At 44.6% G+C, this 17,345-nt stretch carries 18 protein-coding genes; 3 read left to right on the top strand and 15 right to left on the bottom strand.

Features of this window, described 5'->3' with window-relative positions; all coding sequences use genetic code 11:
* Nucleotides 1–3 precede the first annotated feature (3 nt).
* The 11 genes from C400_RS0117040 to metH all read right to left on the bottom strand — a co-directional run bounded on the left by C400_RS0117040 (nucleotide 4) and on the right by metH (nucleotide 12,753).
* Nucleotides 4–981 (bottom strand): SAF domain-containing protein, encoded by a 978-nt coding sequence (locus tag C400_RS0117040; protein ID WP_017427707.1) that lies wholly within the window; start codon nucleotides 979–981, stop codon nucleotides 4–6.
* A 40-nt stretch (nucleotides 982–1,021) separates the two neighbouring features.
* The gene (locus C400_RS0117035; RefSeq protein ID WP_016821937.1) at nucleotides 1,022–2,515 is read right to left on the bottom strand and encodes a serine/threonine protein kinase; all 1,494 of its coding nucleotides are present in this window, start codon (nucleotides 2,513–2,515) and stop codon (nucleotides 1,022–1,024) included.
* Nucleotides 2,516–2,692: 177 nt separating this feature from the next.
* A complete protein-coding gene (locus tag C400_RS0117030; protein ID WP_026065469.1) occupies nucleotides 2,693–3,751 on the bottom strand; it encodes an SAM-dependent methyltransferase in 1,059 nt (352 codons plus the stop codon).
* 22 nt (nucleotides 3,752–3,773) lie between these two features.
* Nucleotides 3,774–4,547 carry an ABC transporter ATP-binding protein gene (locus C400_RS0117025; RefSeq protein WP_017427705.1) on the bottom strand — a complete coding sequence of 258 codons (774 nt, stop codon included), beginning with the start codon at nucleotides 4,545–4,547 and terminating at the stop codon, nucleotides 3,774–3,776.
* Nucleotides 4,544–4,858, bottom strand: coding sequence for a thioredoxin family protein (locus C400_RS0117020; RefSeq protein WP_017427704.1), 315 nt, complete (start codon nucleotides 4,856–4,858; stop codon nucleotides 4,544–4,546). Before C400_RS0117020 ends, C400_RS0117025 begins: the two co-directional genes overlap by 4 nt.
* Nucleotides 4,855–5,193 (bottom strand): cyclic-phosphate processing receiver domain-containing protein, encoded by a 339-nt coding sequence (locus C400_RS0117015; RefSeq protein ID WP_017427703.1) that lies wholly within the window; start codon nucleotides 5,191–5,193, stop codon nucleotides 4,855–4,857. Before C400_RS0117015 ends, C400_RS0117020 begins: the two co-directional genes overlap by 4 nt.
* 75 nt (nucleotides 5,194–5,268) lie before the next feature.
* Nucleotides 5,269–6,117 carry a deoxyribonuclease IV gene (locus tag C400_RS0117010; protein ID WP_017427702.1) on the bottom strand — a complete coding sequence of 283 codons (849 nt, stop codon included), beginning with the start codon at nucleotides 6,115–6,117 and terminating at the stop codon, nucleotides 5,269–5,271.
* Complete coding sequence (locus C400_RS0117005; RefSeq protein WP_026065468.1) at nucleotides 6,107–6,925, bottom strand: Fpg/Nei family DNA glycosylase; 819 nt, start codon at nucleotides 6,923–6,925, stop codon at nucleotides 6,107–6,109. The genes C400_RS0117010 and C400_RS0117005 overlap by 11 nt, the downstream gene beginning before the upstream one ends.
* Before the next feature lie 64 nt (nucleotides 6,926–6,989).
* Complete coding sequence (locus C400_RS0117000) at nucleotides 6,990–7,730, bottom strand: HAD-IIA family hydrolase (RefSeq protein ID WP_017427701.1); 741 nt, start codon at nucleotides 7,728–7,730, stop codon at nucleotides 6,990–6,992.
* A gap of 570 nt (nucleotides 7,731–8,300) precedes the next feature.
* Nucleotides 8,301–9,233: a ribonuclease Z gene (gene rnz / locus C400_RS0116995; protein ID WP_016821944.1), complete on the bottom strand. Its 933-nt coding sequence runs from the start codon at nucleotides 9,231–9,233 to the stop codon at nucleotides 8,301–8,303.
* Nucleotides 9,234–9,312: 79 nt separating this feature from the next.
* Nucleotides 9,313–12,753, bottom strand: coding sequence for a methionine synthase (gene metH, locus C400_RS0116990; protein ID WP_038978024.1), 3,441 nt, complete (start codon nucleotides 12,751–12,753; stop codon nucleotides 9,313–9,315).
* Between the two features lie 281 nt (nucleotides 12,754–13,034).
* Between metH and C400_RS0116985 the strand changes: the two genes are divergently transcribed.
* Complete coding sequence (locus C400_RS0116985; protein ID WP_017427699.1) at nucleotides 13,035–13,577, top strand: 1,2-dihydroxy-3-keto-5-methylthiopentene dioxygenase; 543 nt, start codon at nucleotides 13,035–13,037, stop codon at nucleotides 13,575–13,577.
* A gap of 97 nt (nucleotides 13,578–13,674) precedes the next feature.
* Here C400_RS0116985 and C400_RS0116980 read toward each other — a convergent pair whose 3' ends face one another.
* From C400_RS0116980 to C400_RS0116965, 4 genes are all read right to left on the bottom strand, one after another.
* Nucleotides 13,675–14,469 carry an HAD family hydrolase gene (locus C400_RS0116980; RefSeq protein ID WP_180986866.1) on the bottom strand — a complete coding sequence of 265 codons (795 nt, stop codon included), beginning with the start codon at nucleotides 14,467–14,469 and terminating at the stop codon, nucleotides 13,675–13,677.
* Between the two features lie 156 nt (nucleotides 14,470–14,625).
* Nucleotides 14,626–15,135 carry a hypothetical protein gene (locus C400_RS0116975; protein ID WP_013371492.1) on the bottom strand — a complete coding sequence of 170 codons (510 nt, stop codon included), beginning with the start codon at nucleotides 15,133–15,135 and terminating at the stop codon, nucleotides 14,626–14,628.
* A 117-nt stretch (nucleotides 15,136–15,252) separates the two neighbouring features.
* The gene (locus C400_RS0116970; RefSeq protein WP_016821948.1) at nucleotides 15,253–15,459 is read right to left on the bottom strand and encodes a DUF896 domain-containing protein; all 207 of its coding nucleotides are present in this window, start codon (nucleotides 15,457–15,459) and stop codon (nucleotides 15,253–15,255) included.
* Between the two features lie 108 nt (nucleotides 15,460–15,567).
* On the bottom strand, nucleotides 15,568–15,936 hold the full coding sequence (locus tag C400_RS0116965; RefSeq protein WP_017427698.1) for a LysM peptidoglycan-binding domain-containing protein: 369 nt from the start codon (nucleotides 15,934–15,936) through the stop codon (nucleotides 15,568–15,570).
* A 189-nt stretch (nucleotides 15,937–16,125) separates the two neighbouring features.
* Here C400_RS0116965 and lexA point away from each other — a divergent pair, with 189 nt between their 5' ends.
* Nucleotides 16,126–16,752 (top strand): transcriptional repressor LexA, encoded by a 627-nt coding sequence (lexA, locus tag C400_RS0116960; RefSeq protein WP_013310545.1) that lies wholly within the window; start codon nucleotides 16,126–16,128, stop codon nucleotides 16,750–16,752.
* A gap of 409 nt (nucleotides 16,753–17,161) precedes the next feature.
* The gene (locus C400_RS28000) at nucleotides 17,162–17,326 is read left to right on the top strand and encodes a hypothetical protein (RefSeq protein WP_016821950.1); all 165 of its coding nucleotides are present in this window, start codon (nucleotides 17,162–17,164) and stop codon (nucleotides 17,324–17,326) included.
* Nucleotides 17,327–17,345 lie beyond the last annotated feature (19 nt).

Below are 17,345 nucleotides of genomic sequence, written 5' to 3'. Positions count from 1 at the left end.
CATTTATTTGGCATACGGATCAGAGCTACCACCCTGCGTTAGAATCTTCGTTTGTTCTTCGTGGTCCTGTTCCTCACTCCCTGTATCATCAATTCCACTTACTGCATCTTCAATAGTTGTGCCTGCATGCTGAGCTGCAACCTCCTCACTTAGACCTTTTTCCACAGGCGTTGAAATCACATTGTTTGATGAATTAATTGCATTTTCTAGAGAATTTCGTAGCTGCTTGGACAGTTTTTGTTCAGCAACACGGACTAAATTCGGATCACTATTCATTAACGCTAACACCTGTGCATTAGGCGGATAGGTCTGTATGGCCTTGGGCTGAAATTGGGGATCTACATATGTCAGAGCATAGATGGATGCTTTATGCAGAAAGGCATCTACAATAGCACTCGAAAGGGATAGTATTTCCTGCTCATTCATAGTAACCCATACGGTTGGGCCTTCTAGCCGAGAAATCTTCTTTTTGGATAATAGAATGTAATCCTGACCTGTTGGAAATTGAATGCGAATATCTACCTCGTCCCCTGGCTTCAGGCTGCTGGGCAGTACCACCACTTTTAACTCACGGTTGCGTAGATCCTTAGGTGTGGGTTCATCAGCAGTAATCATAGCTGATGTAAGCACAGCTCCTTTTTTTAGTTCTATCTTAGCTGTAGTGCGAGAAACTTCACTTTTATTTGTCAACAAATTAGACGGGGCTTGAGAACCAGGAACCTTAATTCCCTTCAAATCATTAGATGTAATCTGCTCGCCTGGTGAAATGTCACGAACAACCGCCCAGCCTGTTTTCGCAGTCCGTTGCTCTTGTTCATACAGTTTCCATTTCTGCTCTGCCTCCACCTTTGCCTGCTTCCTGATCTCACTCATTTGATGGATATTCACCATAAGGTAGCCCACAAAGATCATGCCTACAATACCCGCGCCAACACAACCTGCATATAGTTTTTGTTTGCTGCTTTTTCTTAGCTTGGACACACAGCTTCTCCCCTACCTCTTTAGATATATACCTGCCCATTTAGTGCTGTTGTTTAAGGAATCTGAAACGTCTTTTCCGAGTGTCTGTAATGACTCCACGAAAAAGCTCGTCCAATACCTGATCCATTTGATCATCCCGTTCGAAAGGATCTGAATGGAACGGCAGCGCAAATACTTTATCGTGATCTAGCTCCTTTCGTAACCTGCGGACAGCCCCCGAGGGTGCCAATGGCAAGCAGTAATTCCATTTGTGTTGCGGATGACGCTGAAGAGATCGGGCTAGACCCGTTATATCCTGAACTCTCCATTCGGCCCCTGAGCCGACAACTAGCGGATAATCGGCTCTCAAAAATTCTTCCAGTCGTTCATTGTCCTGCCCATTCCCCAAGTCCAGTACGATAAATCTGTAGGATCCGCCCAGCAAGGAAATGACATCTGCACGAGATGTTTGCCGCCAATAATGAACTCCATCGACTTCAAAACGCCGACTTGAACTTGCTTGTCCAACAGGTATGCCTTCCACGACTTCTTGCAGTCGGGCAAATGCCTTAGCTGTACTATGCAGCTCAACCAAGGCTACGGAGTGGGTCTTTCGAGCCAAGTAGTGGCTCACTGCAATTGCTGTGTGTGTAGCACCGGAGCCGGAAGACACACCCAACACTGCCACTACCCTTGTTCCAGCATAATCCGACGAAGCATTACTAACAGATTTCCCTGGTTGAGCAGACTGAAAATTAGCACTGCGCCTCAGTTCTCCAATGACCTCCTCAGCAGACTGAAATCGTTCCTCAGGATGATGCCGCAGCAGCTTTCGAATTATCGGAATCAAATGTCGAGGCAATTCCCCGCGAATATACCCTTCAACTCCTGCTGTCCACTCGCTATATTTACCACCTGTACATAGATACAATAGTAACGCCCCTAGACTGTACAGGTCCGAGCGAGCATCCGTCTGTCCTGTTCCATATTGCTCTGGGGCAGCAAAGCCCACTGTGCCCAGCTTTATCGTATCCTGATCCAGCTCGGACTTATAGCTCCTCGCTATCCCAAAATCGATTAGCTTAAATTCCATTTCCGGTGTCAGCATAATATTCGCCGGCTTGAGGTCCCGATAAATGACTGGCAATTGGCGGGTATGCAAATAATCAAGTACATCCAGTACCTGCAGAGCGAATGGAATGATTTGCTCCTGTGGAATACAGCCTTGGTATCCCCTCATGTATGCTTCCAGTGTAATTCCTTCGATGTAGTCCATAACCAGATATACCGCACCAGATGGAGGATATTCAAAAAAATCAACAATCCTCGGTAAACGTGGATGGCTTAGCGAAATCAACATTTCGGCTTCCGTCCGTACAATCTTCATTATTTTTGGGTCGGCAATCGACTCCTTCACTGCCCAATGCTTGCCCGGCAGCTTTAAATCTTCGGCCATGAACACGCGGCTCATGCCTCCCGAACCTAACGTACGAATAATTCGGTAACGTTCACCGACAATTGACCCGAACTCTAATTGTGATGGTTGATTCATCATTCTCTTACCTCCCTTCTACAAGCAGACAACGCAAAAAAGGGAAAGCCACCGCAAAATGAAGTCTTCATAATGACATGAAAACAATTTCGCGGGATGCTTTCCCTTGATTTAATACAAATATTTTTTAAAGGAACAATTTGGATTTAGTATATAGCACACTGCATCTATTGTAAAGAATTATTTTCCATACTTGATCATATACAGGGTAATCTCATCTCGGTTATGGAAAAGCTGTTTGGCTCGCTGAATCTGCATGCCGGACTCCTCAAAGGAAGCAATCACATCATGAATAAGCGCCAAGGGCTTTTTATGCATTAGCTTGACTGTTACGATAGCCGTACCACCACTCCGCAAACTATACAGTAAATCAGTAACGAGCCTTGCCATCTGTTTTGGACTCCAACTCATATCACAAACCAGCAGATCGAACGAATTCTCTTTAAATTTGACTTCACTTGCATTTTTACGCAAAAATGTCAGATTGGCGTACTTCATCAGCGATGGCTCCATCTTGGCCGGATCAACCGCTGTAACTTTCAGTCCACGCTCCAGCAAGAAGGAAGTCCATCCACCCGGTGCTGCCCCAATATCCAGTCCCTGATGGAAAGCGCTAAAATCAATGCCGAACGTTGCTTCTGCTTCCAGTAGCTTGAATTTGGCACGCGAGATCTGTCCGTCTTCCTTCTGAAAACGAACTGCACCTCCGCTCCAATCTGATAGGTTGTCCTGAGGATGTGATACGCCTGCGTACCACGTATCTGTATCTGCAAAAACGGACACAATAACATCGGCGCCTTGTACTACTAATTCCATAGGTAGATCACTTAATTGTTCACTCAAAGCCAGCTTGAGCGCACCTGCGCTTTCAGCCCAACTGCTATTAGATCCTTTGCGTACTTGCAAAGAAACACGTTGATCTATCAATTCCCTGCGGTTACGGATAAATGCAACCAGACGCTCTTGCACTTGAACCAGATCCGTACCTTCCTCCTGAAAATGAACAGGAAACAAGTGGCGCAGAAACATCGGTGGCTGACCTGTAATCGTCTTCACTGCCTCATTTTCTTGCGCAGGTAATGTTGCTAGAAAAATTTCACCAGGTAGAAGCATCGTGCTTTTCACAGAGCCAAATAATCTTCTAAGCTCCTCCTGAGCATAGGGTGCAAAACCATGGTTGGCCGTACAAACAAATCTCGATGTCGACAAAGTGGACTCACTCTGTTCGTCTGTATTCACGTATAGTTCCTCCAAAATAACGTTACCCTCCAGCGCACACCCGGATCCAGGGACGTTCTCCATCCCATTCCAGCTCAACTGGAACTTCATAAGTGTGCATAATCAATTCTTTCGTTAAAACTTCTTTTTTCAATCCAGCAGCTGCGACCTTGCCATCCCGAATCAACGCAACATGCGTAAAGAGAGGGACAATCTCCTCAATGTGATGAGTTACATAGACCACTGATAAGTCTCGCTTGCGAAGCCGATCAATCTCGACCAACATCTTTTCCCGTTCAAATAAATCCAATCCGGCACAAGGCTCGTCCATTATCAGTAGGCGAGGTTCAGCCATCAGCGAGCGGGCCAGCATTACCTTTTTACGTTCTCCTTGAGATAAGGTACCTAACGGGTGATGAATCAGATCGCCTAAATTCATACCCTCCAAAAGAGATACGGCTTTTTCTTTTGCCTCCGTCGGAATCTCCTGATAAAAACGCAAAAAAGCATACGCACCTGTAGCTACTACTTCCCAAACGGGATCTTTTAGCGCCAGCTTTTCCAGTAATGTCTGGCTAATGTATCCGATCTGCTTGCGAACTTCCCGCACATCACATTGACCATACGTTTGCCCAAGCACCTCAATCGTACCACGACTTGGAAACATATACCCTGTCATCATTTCCAACAATGTTGTTTTGCCGGAACCATTTCGACCCAGAATAGCCCAATGTTCACCTTCTCGTATTTCTAGGCTTACATCGTCCAAGATACGTCTTTCTTCCCGCTGTAATGTAATGTTCTTCATGGATATCATTCCATCACGCTCCTTATCCTCCTCAGCAAGTGTTCTACAGATTCCATTTTGTAGATGATTTCAGGATTTTTGTTTTCACCATTATATATAAGAAGCGCGGGGACACTGGAAATCCGATACTCCTGAACCAGTTCAGGAATATAGTTAATGTTGCTCTGCACCACTGCTCCTTCGGGGAGCAAATGCTCTGCTACCTCTAACATTCTACGGGCAGCCGCGCATGTTCCGCACATGGGAGTGTATACAAACAAAGCCAGCTTGCATCCCTCCCATATGGCACGGCGTGCTTCTTTTTGTCTGACCTCTTTCATCGCTTAGACTCGTTTATGATCTCTTGCATACGCCCCTCAGGAATCGGCCCGTTATGCACAGTGACTCCCTCCGGCTTATTCGCATAAAGCAGTTCATACATGGCTCGCCGCCCCTGCGGACTGGAGGAATGCAAGTAAATTTCACGCGGATATAACTGTTTACTTGCAATAGCAGCAGCTACATCCTTTCCCGTCGGTTGACCCGGACCCAAATCATAATCTAACGATAGTATCGAAATTGGGTATTCATGAAGCAGAAGCAGACACTCATCCGCGTCCCTTGCCAGCTTAAAACCTGGAGGACAAGGTCGATAATCGTCCATAAACAAATACACCAACTTCTCCTCCTTCTTCCCAAAAAAGTAAGCTTACATAAGCCTCTAAGATAACTATTATTTATTTAAAATAATTTACTCCCAGCTTTGAATCATTCGAATGTCCTCCTGATGTGTCCCATCAGGTCCCGCCTCACTCTCCAAAACGACGGGAATACCTCTTACAGCTTCTTGTTCTGTTATCCAGCGCATGCCTTCAATACCAATGTAACCTTGCCCTACGCGCGCATGTCTGTCTTTTTTAGAGCCGTACGGGTGTTTGGAATCATTCAAATGAACTCCGTACAGCGCTGACCAATAACCGAGACGGTCCCCTTTTTCAAACAAAGCCTCGTCCACTCCACCGTTCCACAATCCTGCTGCATACGCATGACAAGTATCCAGGCAAAATCCGATGCTGCCAGGATCTCGACACAATTGGCGAATTTGGACCATTTCCTCGAGCGTAGTTCCCATGGGACCGTGATCCCCAGCTTGATTTTCAATTAATATTTTAGCATTTCCCTGCCAGCCTTCGAGCACATCATTAAGGCAGTTAATAATGTTATGATAGCCCTCCAGCGGGTCAGACGAATGCATATGCCCAAAATGAACAACTATCCCCTTCGATCCACAGGCTTCAGCAATATCCAAATCGTTGCGTAATGAAGCAACCATCAACTCATAAAGTTCCTGACCACGTTCGCGACCATGAGCTGGATTAACGGGGTATGGCGAATGAGCAATAGATTGAAGCTGGTGCTCTGAGCAGTAATCTTTACAAGCAGCAGCATCTATGGAGTTCCATTCCTTCAGCTTGAGACTACGAGGATTTTTCGGAAAATATTGAAATGAACGTCCTCCATGCTCTCGTGCACGTATAGCAGCTTTGGAAAAGCCACCCCGCGTACTCACGTGAGAGCCGATAAGCAATTTAGGCATCATGCTGCTGCACCGGGCAATAAAATGCTTTTTTCCCCGCCAGCTCGACTCTTACAATTTTCCCACCGCTTGGAGATTCTTCTCCTTCACGGTCATATACTCGACACTGATGATCAAAGCCACCTGTGAGCGTGTCTCCCTCCATCAGAGGCATTTCCATATAACCGCCCTCCGCAGTAGCTTCACGAAGTACGGATTGAGTAGCATGATATAGCTTCTCCACTTTTTCTGGGGATTGCACAATATTTTGCACCTTGGAACCCGGTGTAAATCCGGCGATATATGCAATTTCGTCCGAATAGCAATTGCCAATCCCCGAAAAAACCTGCTGGTTTACCAGTGTTGTTTTCAAAATTCCCCGTCGCCCTTTTAGACGTGCTGTGAAATTTTCCAATGTCATACGACGGTCTAACGGATCAGGTCCCAGGTCTGACAAAGCTTCATCTGTTTCTTTAGCCGTCAGCAAGTGCAGATAACCTAAGCGCAGTCCGATAAAATAAAGCTTCGCTCCGCTAAAATCCAATTCGATCTGAACCGTACGGTCTGGACGTTGCTCCTCCGTTCCCAGATACAACAATCCTCCCAACATGAGATGAAGCACAAGCCGTTTACCCGTATTTAAATGAAAAATCAAATGCTTGCCCCGACGCTCTAAATATACAACGGTCGCACCCAGCAATTGCTTCTTAAAGGTTTCCACTTCAGTATTAATGGACTTTTCACGGCTAACCGCCACTCCAGTAATCGGAATGTCCAAAATTTGTTTTGATAATAAGATTCTGTAGTTTTCCATTTCAGGAAGTTCCGGCATATCAACATCTTTCCTTTCGTAGCTCATAGCTTTGAATTCTCATATATTTCTAAGTCATATCCTTTTATGATTTCAGCTCTTTTTGCATCCATTCCTGCAGTTCGTCCAAACTTTCAAACATCAGGTCAGGTTTTACTCCAACGGCACGAATATGTTCATCCATATTAGCGCGAGTCGTCACACCCGTCAGAATCAGAGCTGTTTTACAACCTGCTGCTGCACCTGCCGCAATATCTGTAAGCATATTATCGCCCACAACCAGAGCTTCATCCGCTCTAATGTTCAAGCGATTTAGTGCATAATTCATTAGCACGCTTGAAGGCTTGCCGATGACGACCGGTTTGACCTGTGAAGCAGCTTCAATGGCAGCTCCAATGGTACCTGCACCTGGTATAAGCCCGTCATGCGAAGGCAATTGTAGATCCGGATTTGTCAAAATAAATGTAGCTCCCTCACGAATCCAACGCATGGCAGTTGCCAGCGTTTCATATGTAAATTGACGATCTATCCCCTGTACCACATAATCAGGATGATTCTGAACAAGCTGCAAGCCAGCCCCTGTGAGTGCCTCGCGTAATCCCGTTTCACCAATACAATATACATGAGCTCCAGGGCTTTGCTGTGCAACATATTGTGCAGCTGCTAACGCTGAAGTATATACTTCATGACTAGCTGCTTCAATTCCCATACCAATCAAATGCTCGGCCACCGATTCGGGTGTGCGTGAAGCATTGTTGGTGACATATGCATAAGGTATATGCTCTGAACGCAATCGCGAAATGAACAGATCCGCACCCTTGATCATCCGATTTCCATGATAAAGTGTTCCATCCAGATCAATTAGTAACGATTTTATCGCAATCCCCTCCCCCGCTTCATTTCATACATCATAACATTGAAAATATTAATTCACCCCATGAATGGTATTCTCCTTTTTATTTAACCACCTGAATGACTTAGGGCATTAAATAATCGGTCATTTCCATTCCTCTCATCTATCTTAAGTCAAAAATGCTTATGAAGTCCATGTATTGCTGGTAAACCATCCAAAATAGCGTCATCCCTCGCTAAAAGCCGTCGCTTCCACATAGCATAAGATCATTTCTTCGTCGAATCTCATCGAAGAAGCTACGTCTTCAAAGGAAATTCCCTGTATTTCCTGGGCGTACTCAAGCAACTAAATCCTTTAAATTCGATATATAGAAGCTCCAATATGACATGCCTCCATATGTGGTAGAACAATTTCGTTCATCCCATACTAATGCCCGTCTCACCTCTTGTCGCATCCTGCGCTTTCCCGGAAAATAATTTCTAGGAAAAAGAAAAGCACCGGAGCAAGCCCCGGCACCTATGCACATATCTTCTCTCCAATCATTTATTGACCGATATCAGGTACCGGTAACAACACATGCTGCTCCGCAAGCAATGAATTGGGGAATAGGCTTCGCGCTTCCTCCAGCAAAGGCTGAAGCTGCTCTTGATCTTTATACCTAGAACTAAAATGCGTCATAATTAACTGTCCCGCGCCTGCGGCTTTGGCAGCTTCCGCTGCCTGAAGCGCCGTACTATGATGATACTCGTACGCCGTATCCGCCAGATCATGCAGAAATGTGGCTTCATGAACGACGACAGTTGCATCTCGTGCCAGCACTACTGTATTCGGACAAGGTCTCGTGTCACCTAAAATAGTGACGATCCGCCCTTTTTTAGGTGAACCCAATACATCCTGAGGATGCAGAATAACTCCACCCTCTACTTCCACACTTTCTCCACGCTTTAATTTACCGTACACTGGGCCAGGCTTGATCCCGTATCGCTCCAACAGTTCTTGGTTAAGCTTACCGGGCTTATCCATCTCTACAATTCGGTAGCCATAACTGTCGATACGATGATCCAACAAAGCTGACTCCACCCGAAATTGACCGTCATCGAACAGAACCCCGCCCGTATGCTCCACAATATGTAGTGGGTAGTTGATACGAGATTGGCTGATCCCTAAAGATAGCTCAATATATTGCTGAAGACCAGGCGGTCCATATACCGTCAGAGGTGCCGTACCTCCCTGATATGCCCTGCTCGACAAAAGACCCGGCAGACCAAAAAGATGATCGCCATGCAAATGAGTGATAAATATTTTTTCAAGTCTGCTCAGCTTGAGCGGCGAACGCAACACTTCCTGTTGAGTGCCTTCACCGCAGTCAAACAACCACATGCTTCTTCGTTCCTCCAGTAAACGAAGAGCAATGGACGTTACATTTCGCTGAATTGTAGGTACCCCTGCATTTGTACCGAGAAAATATAATTCCATGACATTTACCTTCTTCCTGCTGACCAGCAAAAAACCTCCGAAGCTCGGAGGGTTTTTGCTATCCCATCTGATAAAGGTGTTAAACCTTTTCGACGTTAAAATACTGCGCCTGAGGGTGGCTGAACACCATGGCTGATACTGAAGCCTCCGGTTCCATCATAAACCCTTCCGTTAGCTCAACGCCAATGTCCTCAGGTTTTAACAATTGGAACAACGGTCCCTGATCCTCCAGATCCGGACATGCCGGATAGCCAAAGGATACCCGTATACCTTGATATCTGGCGCCGTGCCGCTGTTTCATCGTCATATCGGCAGGGTCCGGGAAACCCCAGCTATCCCTGATAATATGGTGAAGCCGTTCTGCTAACCCTTCTGCCACTTCGAGCGCTACCGCTTGAAGTGCATGTGAGCGCAGATAATCTCCGTTGTCTTTCCATTGGGTAGATAGCTTCTGAATGCCATGACCAGCGGTAACAACCATAAAACCTACATAGTCTATAACCCCTGATTCCACTGATTTCAAAAAATCAGCCAGACATAGATAAGGCTCTACCTGCTGACGTGGAAACGTAAATGTGTGCAGTACCTTGCTTACATCCGATGGATCATAGATTAGAATTTGGTTTCCTTGGGACTGAGCTGGGAAGAACCGATACATAGCACTCGCCTGAATAATTCCGTCTGTAACAGCTTCAAACATGATGCTGTCTACGGTTTCCTTCAACTGAATCGCTTTCGGATCCCCCGAAGCTAGCAGTTGCTCAACATTGCCTTTTAAGCCAAGATGATGCCCCATTAGCATCTGCATATTCACATAAGGCAGAATATAATTCAGTGGGTAGTTACGCAGTACATGGCGATTCGTATCCGGCGGGATATAGACGGGCAAATCCTGAGCAATGTTAGAACGTACAGCCCGAGTTAGCTTAGGGAGCGGCTTGACCTCCACGACCGTTGCCGCTTCCGCCTCCTGCTCAGCCTTCATGTCCTCGGCCATTTTTTTACGGGACTCAGGGTCCATAAGCTTATTGGCAATATCCAGTCCATCCATAGCATCTTTCGCATAGGCTACCAGCCCATCATACTCAGGACGAATACGATTTTTAGTAAACTTACGCGTTAAGGCAGCTCCACCAACCATTATTGGAATATCAATGTTCGCATTTTTCAAATCCTGCGCGGTTAGCACCATTTGTTGTGCCGATTTAACAAGCAAACCGGACAGGCCGATCATGTCAGCCTTTTCTTCACGATAAGCCTCAATGATGCGTTCTGGTGGTACTTTTATACCCAGATTTACAATATGGTAACCATTGTTGGATAGAATAATCTCCACCAAATTCTTACCTATATCATGCACATCACCTTTAACCGTAGCCAACAAAATTTTACCTTTTACTGAGGACTCATTCTTCTCCATGAACGGCTCTAAATAAGCCACGGATGCTTTCATTACTTCAGCGCTTTGTAGAACCTCCGCAACAATCAGTTCGTTGTTGTTAAACAAACGTCCTACTTCTTCCATCCCTTTCATTAGCGGTCCGTTAATAATCTCCAGAGAAGAATATTTAGCGAGCGCTTGCTCCAGATCCGGGATCAGTCCCTCCTTACTTCCCTCCACTACATAGGAAGCCAGCCGTTCTTCGAGCGAAAGGTTTGATATCTTCTCTTTTTTCTCCACTTTCTTGTTACGGAAAGCTGCTACAAATGCAGATAACGTATCGTCATTTGTTTTATAGATCAGGTCTTCCGCCAATTTCCGTTCATGCTCGGGGATCGATGCATAGCGTTCAAGCTTCTCCGTATTTACAATTGCATAATCCAGTCCCGCTTTGGTGCATTCGTACAAATAGACAGAATTGAGCACTTCACGACCCGCTTCCGGTAAACCAAAGGATACGTTACTGATGCCCAATATCGTATGAACCCCGGGAAGTGCTTCTTTAATGATACGTATGCCCTCAATCGTTTCCTTAGCCGAACCGATATATTGCTCATCCCCTGTTCCTACTGGGAATACGAGCGTATCAAAAATTATATCCTCCGCTGCCAAACCGTAACGGTTCACCAACAGATCATAAGAACGCTTAGCTACCTCGAGCTTATCCTCACGCCCAATTGCCTGTCCACGTTCATCAATCGTTCCGACAACAACAGCAGCGCCGTATTTATGAATAATAGGAGCCATTTTCTCAAATTTCTCTTCACCATCCTCCAAATTAATGGAGTTAATAATTGCCTTACCTTGCGAATATTGAAGTGCTTTATCGATAACTTTAATATCCGTGGTATCAATCACCAATGGTACTTTCACCTTGTTTACAACCAGTTTCAAGAACGCTTCCATATCTATCATTTCATCACGGTCCGGATCTTGCACACAAATATCAATGACATGTGCTCCGCTTTTTACCTGAGCGCGGGCAATTTCAGACGCCTCTTCATATTTGCCTTCCACGATCAAACGCTTGAATTTCCGGGAACCCAGAACATTCGTTCGCTCACCAACCATATACGGACGATTATCCTGTTCAATATACACAGGCTCAATGCCTGATACGGCAGGAGGATGATGACCTACGAGCTGACGAGGCTCAAACTGCGCCATACTTTCACTCATTACTCTTATATGCTCTGGAGTAGTACCGCAACAGCCTCCCGCAATATTCAACCAGCCTTTTTCAGCGAAAGCAGCCATTTTACGAGCTAATGAATCCGGCGATTCATGGTATTGACCATTTTCATCGGGCAAGCCCGCATTTGGATAACAGCTAATAGCTGCAGAGGACATTTCAGACAAAGAACGAATATGATCACGCATAAACTCTGGACCTGTAGCACAATTCAGTCCAATCGAGATTGGATGTAAATGTTCGAGTGATATGCAGAAGGATTCAATGTTTTGTCCGGCCAACGTTGTTCCCATCGGCTCAATCGTGCCAGAAATCATTAATGGAAGCTCAATCCCTGTCTGCTCAAAAGCCTGACGAATTCCAATGCTACCTGCCTTAACGTTAAGCGTATCCTGTGAGGTCTCCAACAGAAGAACATCTACCCCACCTTCAATAAGCGCCAAAGCCTGCTCCTGATAGCTTTCAATCAGCTCTACAAATGTAACACCGCCTGTGACAGACAAGGTTTTTGTAGTTGGACCCATAGCTCCTACAACAAAACGAGGCTTGTCCGCAGTGCTGTACTTATCCACCGCGTTACGCGCCAGTTTGGCCGCCACCAGATTAATTTCACGGGCACGTTCTGGTATATCGTAATCCGCCAAAACGACGGATGTCGCTCCAAATGTATTCGTTTCAATCAGGTCTGCTCCGGCCTCCAAGTATGCTTCATGAATCCCTTGAATGACATCCGGTCTTGTTAAGACCAACATCTCGTTGCAGCCTTCTAACTCTTCCCCACCAAAATCAGCGGCAGAAAGGTCTTCCTGCTGAATCATAGTGCCCATAGCCCCATCAAGAAGGAGTATTCTTCGTTGTAACGTATCCTGCAAGCTAACTTTATCCAAAATTTCTTCACCCCCGCAAAACGTTAAATCCTAGTTTAGCAGAAACCGTATCATTTAGATAGATTGAAGTAAAAACATACGTTTTATGCAGGCTATTCTTCTTTACAAACGACTTAGCTGATCTATTTTTGTAGTATGCATCGTTATAGACGAACGTCTTTAAACTGTATCGTATTACTATAGTCGTTCCCACATAAATGCTTCAGCCTGTATTGTACAACTGGTTAAGACATGGTATTCTTTATACAACATTAATCCAAGTGGAAAAGAGGGATTTGTGCATGGCAGAAATTTTTATACGCAATACGAATGAGCGAATTAGCGGTGAAGAGCAAGTACGTGAATTTTTGGAGAGCTACCAGGTATTGTATGAACACTGGGATGCTTCCAAGCTGCCAGGGGAGCTGCAAGAAAACTTTACTTTGACAGATGATCAAAAAGCCGCTGTTCTTAAAACATTTGAACCTGAAATCAAAGATTTAGCCGCACGTCGCGGATATAAAATCTGGGACGTCATCACTTTATCTGAAGCAACGCCGAATTTGGAGGAGCTGCTGGCCAAGTTCGAGCAAATTCACACCCATACCGAGGATGAAATCCGCGCCATTGTTGCTGGTAAAGGGATTTTTATCATTAAAGGCTCTGAAGAGATCGGCTATTTTAATGTAGAGCTTTCACCAGGCGACGTTATTTCTGTTCCTGAAAATACACCGCACTTCTTCACTTTAATGGAAAATCAAAAGATCGTCGCAGTCCGCTTGTTCATCGAAGAAAATGGATGGATTGCTGAACCGTTCGAAGATCCAACATTCACTACAGCATAATTACGATGTATTGTGTCAATAAGAAAACTCCCTCTGCTCTGTAGCATATCGAGCGAAGGGAGTTTTCTTTATACTTGTTTAGAAGACTGTAGATTATTTACTTTAAAGATTGAATAATTCCATGCAACTCAGACAAATGCTTGATTTGGAACTTCGGCTTGATCTCTGTAGTATTGGTTTTATCGTTCCGATTCAACCACACCGAATGTACACCAGCTGACAAAGCCCCTTGAATATCAGTCGTCAGCTTATCTCCTACCATTAAAGCTTGTCCAGGTTCAATTCCTAGAAGTCCCAAAGCATGCTGGAATATAGAAGGATCAGGCTTGCCCCGACCAAAAGAACCTGAAATGACAACATGATCAAAAAAAGGAGCCAATTGAGGAACTCCATCCAGCTTCTCCTGTTGTAGATCAGGGGAACCATTTGTCAGCAATAGCAGCTTGTATTGTCCCTTCAATTGATCCAGAATTTCAAACGTTTCTTCATATACATGTGGACGTGCACGTCTTTCCGAAGCAAATTGGGCAGCCAACTTTTCCGCCAACTCCTCATTATCTATCCCCAGTTGCTGAAGCCCTCTGCGCCATGATTCCTTACGATAAACAGGAGCCAACTGTTCCAATTGGCGGAATTCAGGTTGCTCACCTGCTGTAAAATTCGCCCACAGTCCTTCAAACGGATTAATGCCAATCATTTGAGTAAAACTAAAGGTTTCATAGGATTCATACAAAGCGCGCGCTTCCTTGCGTACGGCTTCTTCCAGCGTTTTCGGATCAGCGCCTGTTTCTCGGGAGCCTGTTTGACATGCTGCATCAAATGCCTCTTCTACACTACGTTCATCCCACAGAAGGGTATCATCAAGATCAAACATTATCGCCTGAATCGTCATACGAATTATCCACTCTCTTTCCACTGTATATGTAAGCTTGTCTGTTTGGTCACGAATCAGATCATTATGTGTGCCCATATTAAGCAAGTGGCCGCACCATGTTATATGAAAAATAACATCATACGGCCTTACTTACAGAGCTACAGGCTAAATCGGTTATTTCTTATCTACCTGTATCTGATTGGATAGTGCAAATTTTTCAAGGCGCTCTGCGATGGCATCTGTATCATAGCGTCCCAGTGATTTTGTGAAAATAAAATTACCGCCCTTCCCTTTTCTTTCAACGGTAACGTAACCCTTTTCAATTTTGATGGCTTTCATGTCCCCTGCCGTCATCGGCCGTTCTCTGCCACCTTTTAACATATAAAGGGTATCTTTTCCCACTTTTAAATAAGGTCGGCGAATGAAGAAGATAACAGCCAGCATCAAGTACAAGCCAAATACCAGCCAATCCATTCCCCGCATGCCGGTCTTAGTCAAAAAGTAACTCATAAGCATGTACAATACAGCAAGACCAGCCAGCATGATTGGCACAGTAATATTACGGCCACGGAAAATGTCCATTGCTGAACCTGCGCCGTTAATGGTTTGAATGCCTTGTTTCTTGCGCGTTTTATTTAAATGCGCTGTGTTTTTACGTACTTTTCTTTCAAATGATCGGGCCATCTCTCAATTCCCTTCCCAATAAATATTACATTAAAACAATTGCCTTAAAGCTGATCTATATAGATACCAAGAAAGATACCTAATAACAAAAGGCAAATGATGCAGGCTTTAGCAACATTAATGCTTCAGCCCGCCATTTCCCTTCGACGTATCATCGTCCACAAATTCAATGGTTTCAAGTTGCTGCCGAAAATTACGGCGAATGTTGCCTAAATAAATTTCCCGAAGGTTGGCGCGCTCCGTGGTTTCCTCTTCCGTCAATCCTTCGGCTTTTGCTTTGCGCGCTAATTCATTAATGCGCTGTACCAAACTGTCTATATCCAAATTGTGTCCCCTCCATAAAAGCAAAGATATAATACACTTTGACATGTAGAAAAGAGCTTGTCAAGGCTCCCTCATTGCGCTCCTTGACAAGCTCTATAGTCTTATAGATCAGAAGGGTGGGAGCTTAAGTACCTGACCTGCCTGCACCCCCCGATCCTCCAAATCGTTAATACGTACAATTCCTTCAATATATACCCGTGTATCCATTCGTTCCGGTTTATGATTCACGGCAATCTTCCATAACGTATCTCCAGGTTGTACAGTCAGCTTAATCACTTCTTCATTGGAAACTGGAGGTGCTGCAAAAACCGTAAGTACACCTGCCCCTGCAACCCAAACGATAATTACTAGAATAAGAAGCTTGAGTAAAAGAGTATTAGTAAGAGCCTGTAACAAACGTACCTTACCCTCTTTTCGGGTCTCCTGTAAATTCTCTAAATTCATCGGAAAAATACTTTGATAAGTGCTATATTTCATAATTGGCCGCGTCCTCCAAACGTTTGTTCTTATGTTTTTCACAATATAACACGAACGTTTGTTTTGTTCAATAGAAAAGAGAACAAAAGTTCGTGAATATTTTTAAGGATTATTTAGAACTTATGTTTGTACGAACGGAGGTTCTATGCTATAATTTTCCCAAACGTTACTAAATGGGGTTGATACGGTATGTCTAAGATTTCGAGCCGCCAGCAGGCCATTCTTGAATTTATCCGCAATGAAGTGCGTCTAAAGGGATACCCCCCTTCTGTGCGCGAAATAGGCGAGGCAGTCGGATTGGCCTCCAGTTCTACGGTTCACGGTCATTTGGATCGTTTGGAGAAAAAAGGACTCATTCGCCGCGATCCTACGAAACCACGGGCTATTGAATTACTCGGTCAAGACGAATCGGATAACAGCAACTTGATTAATTACTCCATTAGTCGTGTTCCCGTCGTCGGCAAAGTAACCGCTGGTCTTCCTATTACGGCGACAGAAAATATTGAAGATTACTTTCCTCTTCCCCAACACTTTGTTGGTGAGGATAAAATATTCATGTTATCTGTTGTAGGCGAAAGCATGATTGAAGCTGGTATTGCTAACGGAGACTATGTAATCGTGCGTCAGCAGCAGACCGCTGATAACGGAGACATTGTAGTAGCTATGACAGATGAAGACGAGGCTACAGTTAAAACCTTTTACAAAGAAAAAGATCATATCCGGCTTCAACCTGAAAATCCAGCCTTTGAGCCACTTCGACTGACACACGTCAGCATATTGGGCAAGGTTGTTGGACTCTTCCGGGACTTCCACTGATTTATCGTGCTTTCTTCCCCGTTATACTACCACGAATATAAAACCGGCCGCCTAGGCGAGCCGGTTTTATATTTACTATGTATGTGTCTCCAACTATTCTTTCCTTTTCAGCAACCTATATTGTCTCTACTATTATATCCGCCCCATATCCGAGATAGTTCCACTCTGATCTTAAACTGTTTACTTTTATTAGCTAAACAAATGGAAATTTGACACATATGAACCTACGGTGGCCTTCCTCTATAACGTAAAGTTGGGAAGGCGAACGCAGGCTAGCATGAGCTTTTTTTGTTAAACATTTAGGAACATAGGTACTAGCTTCTTTTTGTCTTTAGTAGATTTATGCTGATACATTACTAGCACAATTGACATATGTATATAGCAGACCTAAAGCAAAGGAGTTATGCAGATGATCAGAAATAGAGTTAAAACGTATAAGCATCGCATCGGGAAAAACAGATATCTGGTCGTTAAAGTCTTTCAAGCCGCAGCTGCTAAAACAGGAAGCGGAAATGCACTCGCAACTAACGCATTAAATATCAAAATTTCCAAGCGTAAGCATAAACATCATTAAGATTTAACCGTACCTTCAT

The organism is Paenibacillus sp. ICGEB2008, assembly GCF_000307675.1.
GTDB lineage: Bacteria > Bacillota > Bacilli > Paenibacillales > Paenibacillaceae > Paenibacillus > Paenibacillus polymyxa.
The sequence above is the reverse complement of the archived record's forward strand: the minus strand, read 5'-3'. Positions and strand labels throughout refer to the sequence as shown.

What these genes read in the sequence shown, in the direction of transcription:
- lexA (WP_013310545.1), top strand. Translation starts at nt 16,126, where the DNA reads ATGTCTAAGATTTCGAGCCGCCAGCAGGCCATTCTTGAATTTATCCGC.
- C400_RS0117010 (WP_017427702.1), bottom strand. Translation starts at nt 6,117, where the DNA reads ATGATGCCTAAATTGCTTATCGGCTCTCACGTGAGTACGCGGGGTGGC.
- C400_RS0116985 (WP_017427699.1), top strand. Translation starts at nt 13,035, where the DNA reads ATGGCAGAAATTTTTATACGCAATACGAATGAGCGAATTAGCGGTGAA.
- rnz (WP_016821944.1), bottom strand. Translation starts at nt 9,233, where the DNA reads ATGGAATTATATTTTCTCGGTACAAATGCAGGGGTACCTACAATTCAG.
- C400_RS0117035 (WP_016821937.1), bottom strand. Translation starts at nt 2,515, where the DNA reads ATGATGAATCAACCATCACAATTAGAGTTCGGGTCAATTGTCGGTGAA.
- C400_RS0116980 (WP_180986866.1), bottom strand. Translation starts at nt 14,469, where the DNA reads ATGACGATTCAGGCGATAATGTTTGATCTTGATGATACCCTTCTGTGG.
- C400_RS0117025 (WP_017427705.1), bottom strand. Translation starts at nt 4,547, where the DNA reads ATGATATCCATGAAGAACATTACATTACAGCGGGAAGAAAGACGTATC.
- C400_RS0117000 (WP_017427701.1), bottom strand. Translation starts at nt 7,730, where the DNA reads ATGATCAAGGGTGCGGATCTGTTCATTTCGCGATTGCGTTCAGAGCAT.
- C400_RS0117020 (WP_017427704.1), bottom strand. Translation starts at nt 4,858, where the DNA reads ATGAAAGAGGTCAGACAAAAAGAAGCACGCCGTGCCATATGGGAGGGA.
- C400_RS0116975 (WP_013371492.1), bottom strand. Translation starts at nt 15,135, where the DNA reads ATGGCCCGATCATTTGAAAGAAAAGTACGTAAAAACACAGCGCATTTA.
- C400_RS28000 (WP_016821950.1), top strand. Translation starts at nt 17,162, where the DNA reads ATGATCAGAAATAGAGTTAAAACGTATAAGCATCGCATCGGGAAAAAC.
- C400_RS0116965 (WP_017427698.1), bottom strand. Translation starts at nt 15,936, where the DNA reads ATGAAATATAGCACTTATCAAAGTATTTTTCCGATGAATTTAGAGAAT.
- C400_RS0117005 (WP_026065468.1), bottom strand. Translation starts at nt 6,925, where the DNA reads ATGCCGGAACTTCCTGAAATGGAAAACTACAGAATCTTATTATCAAAA.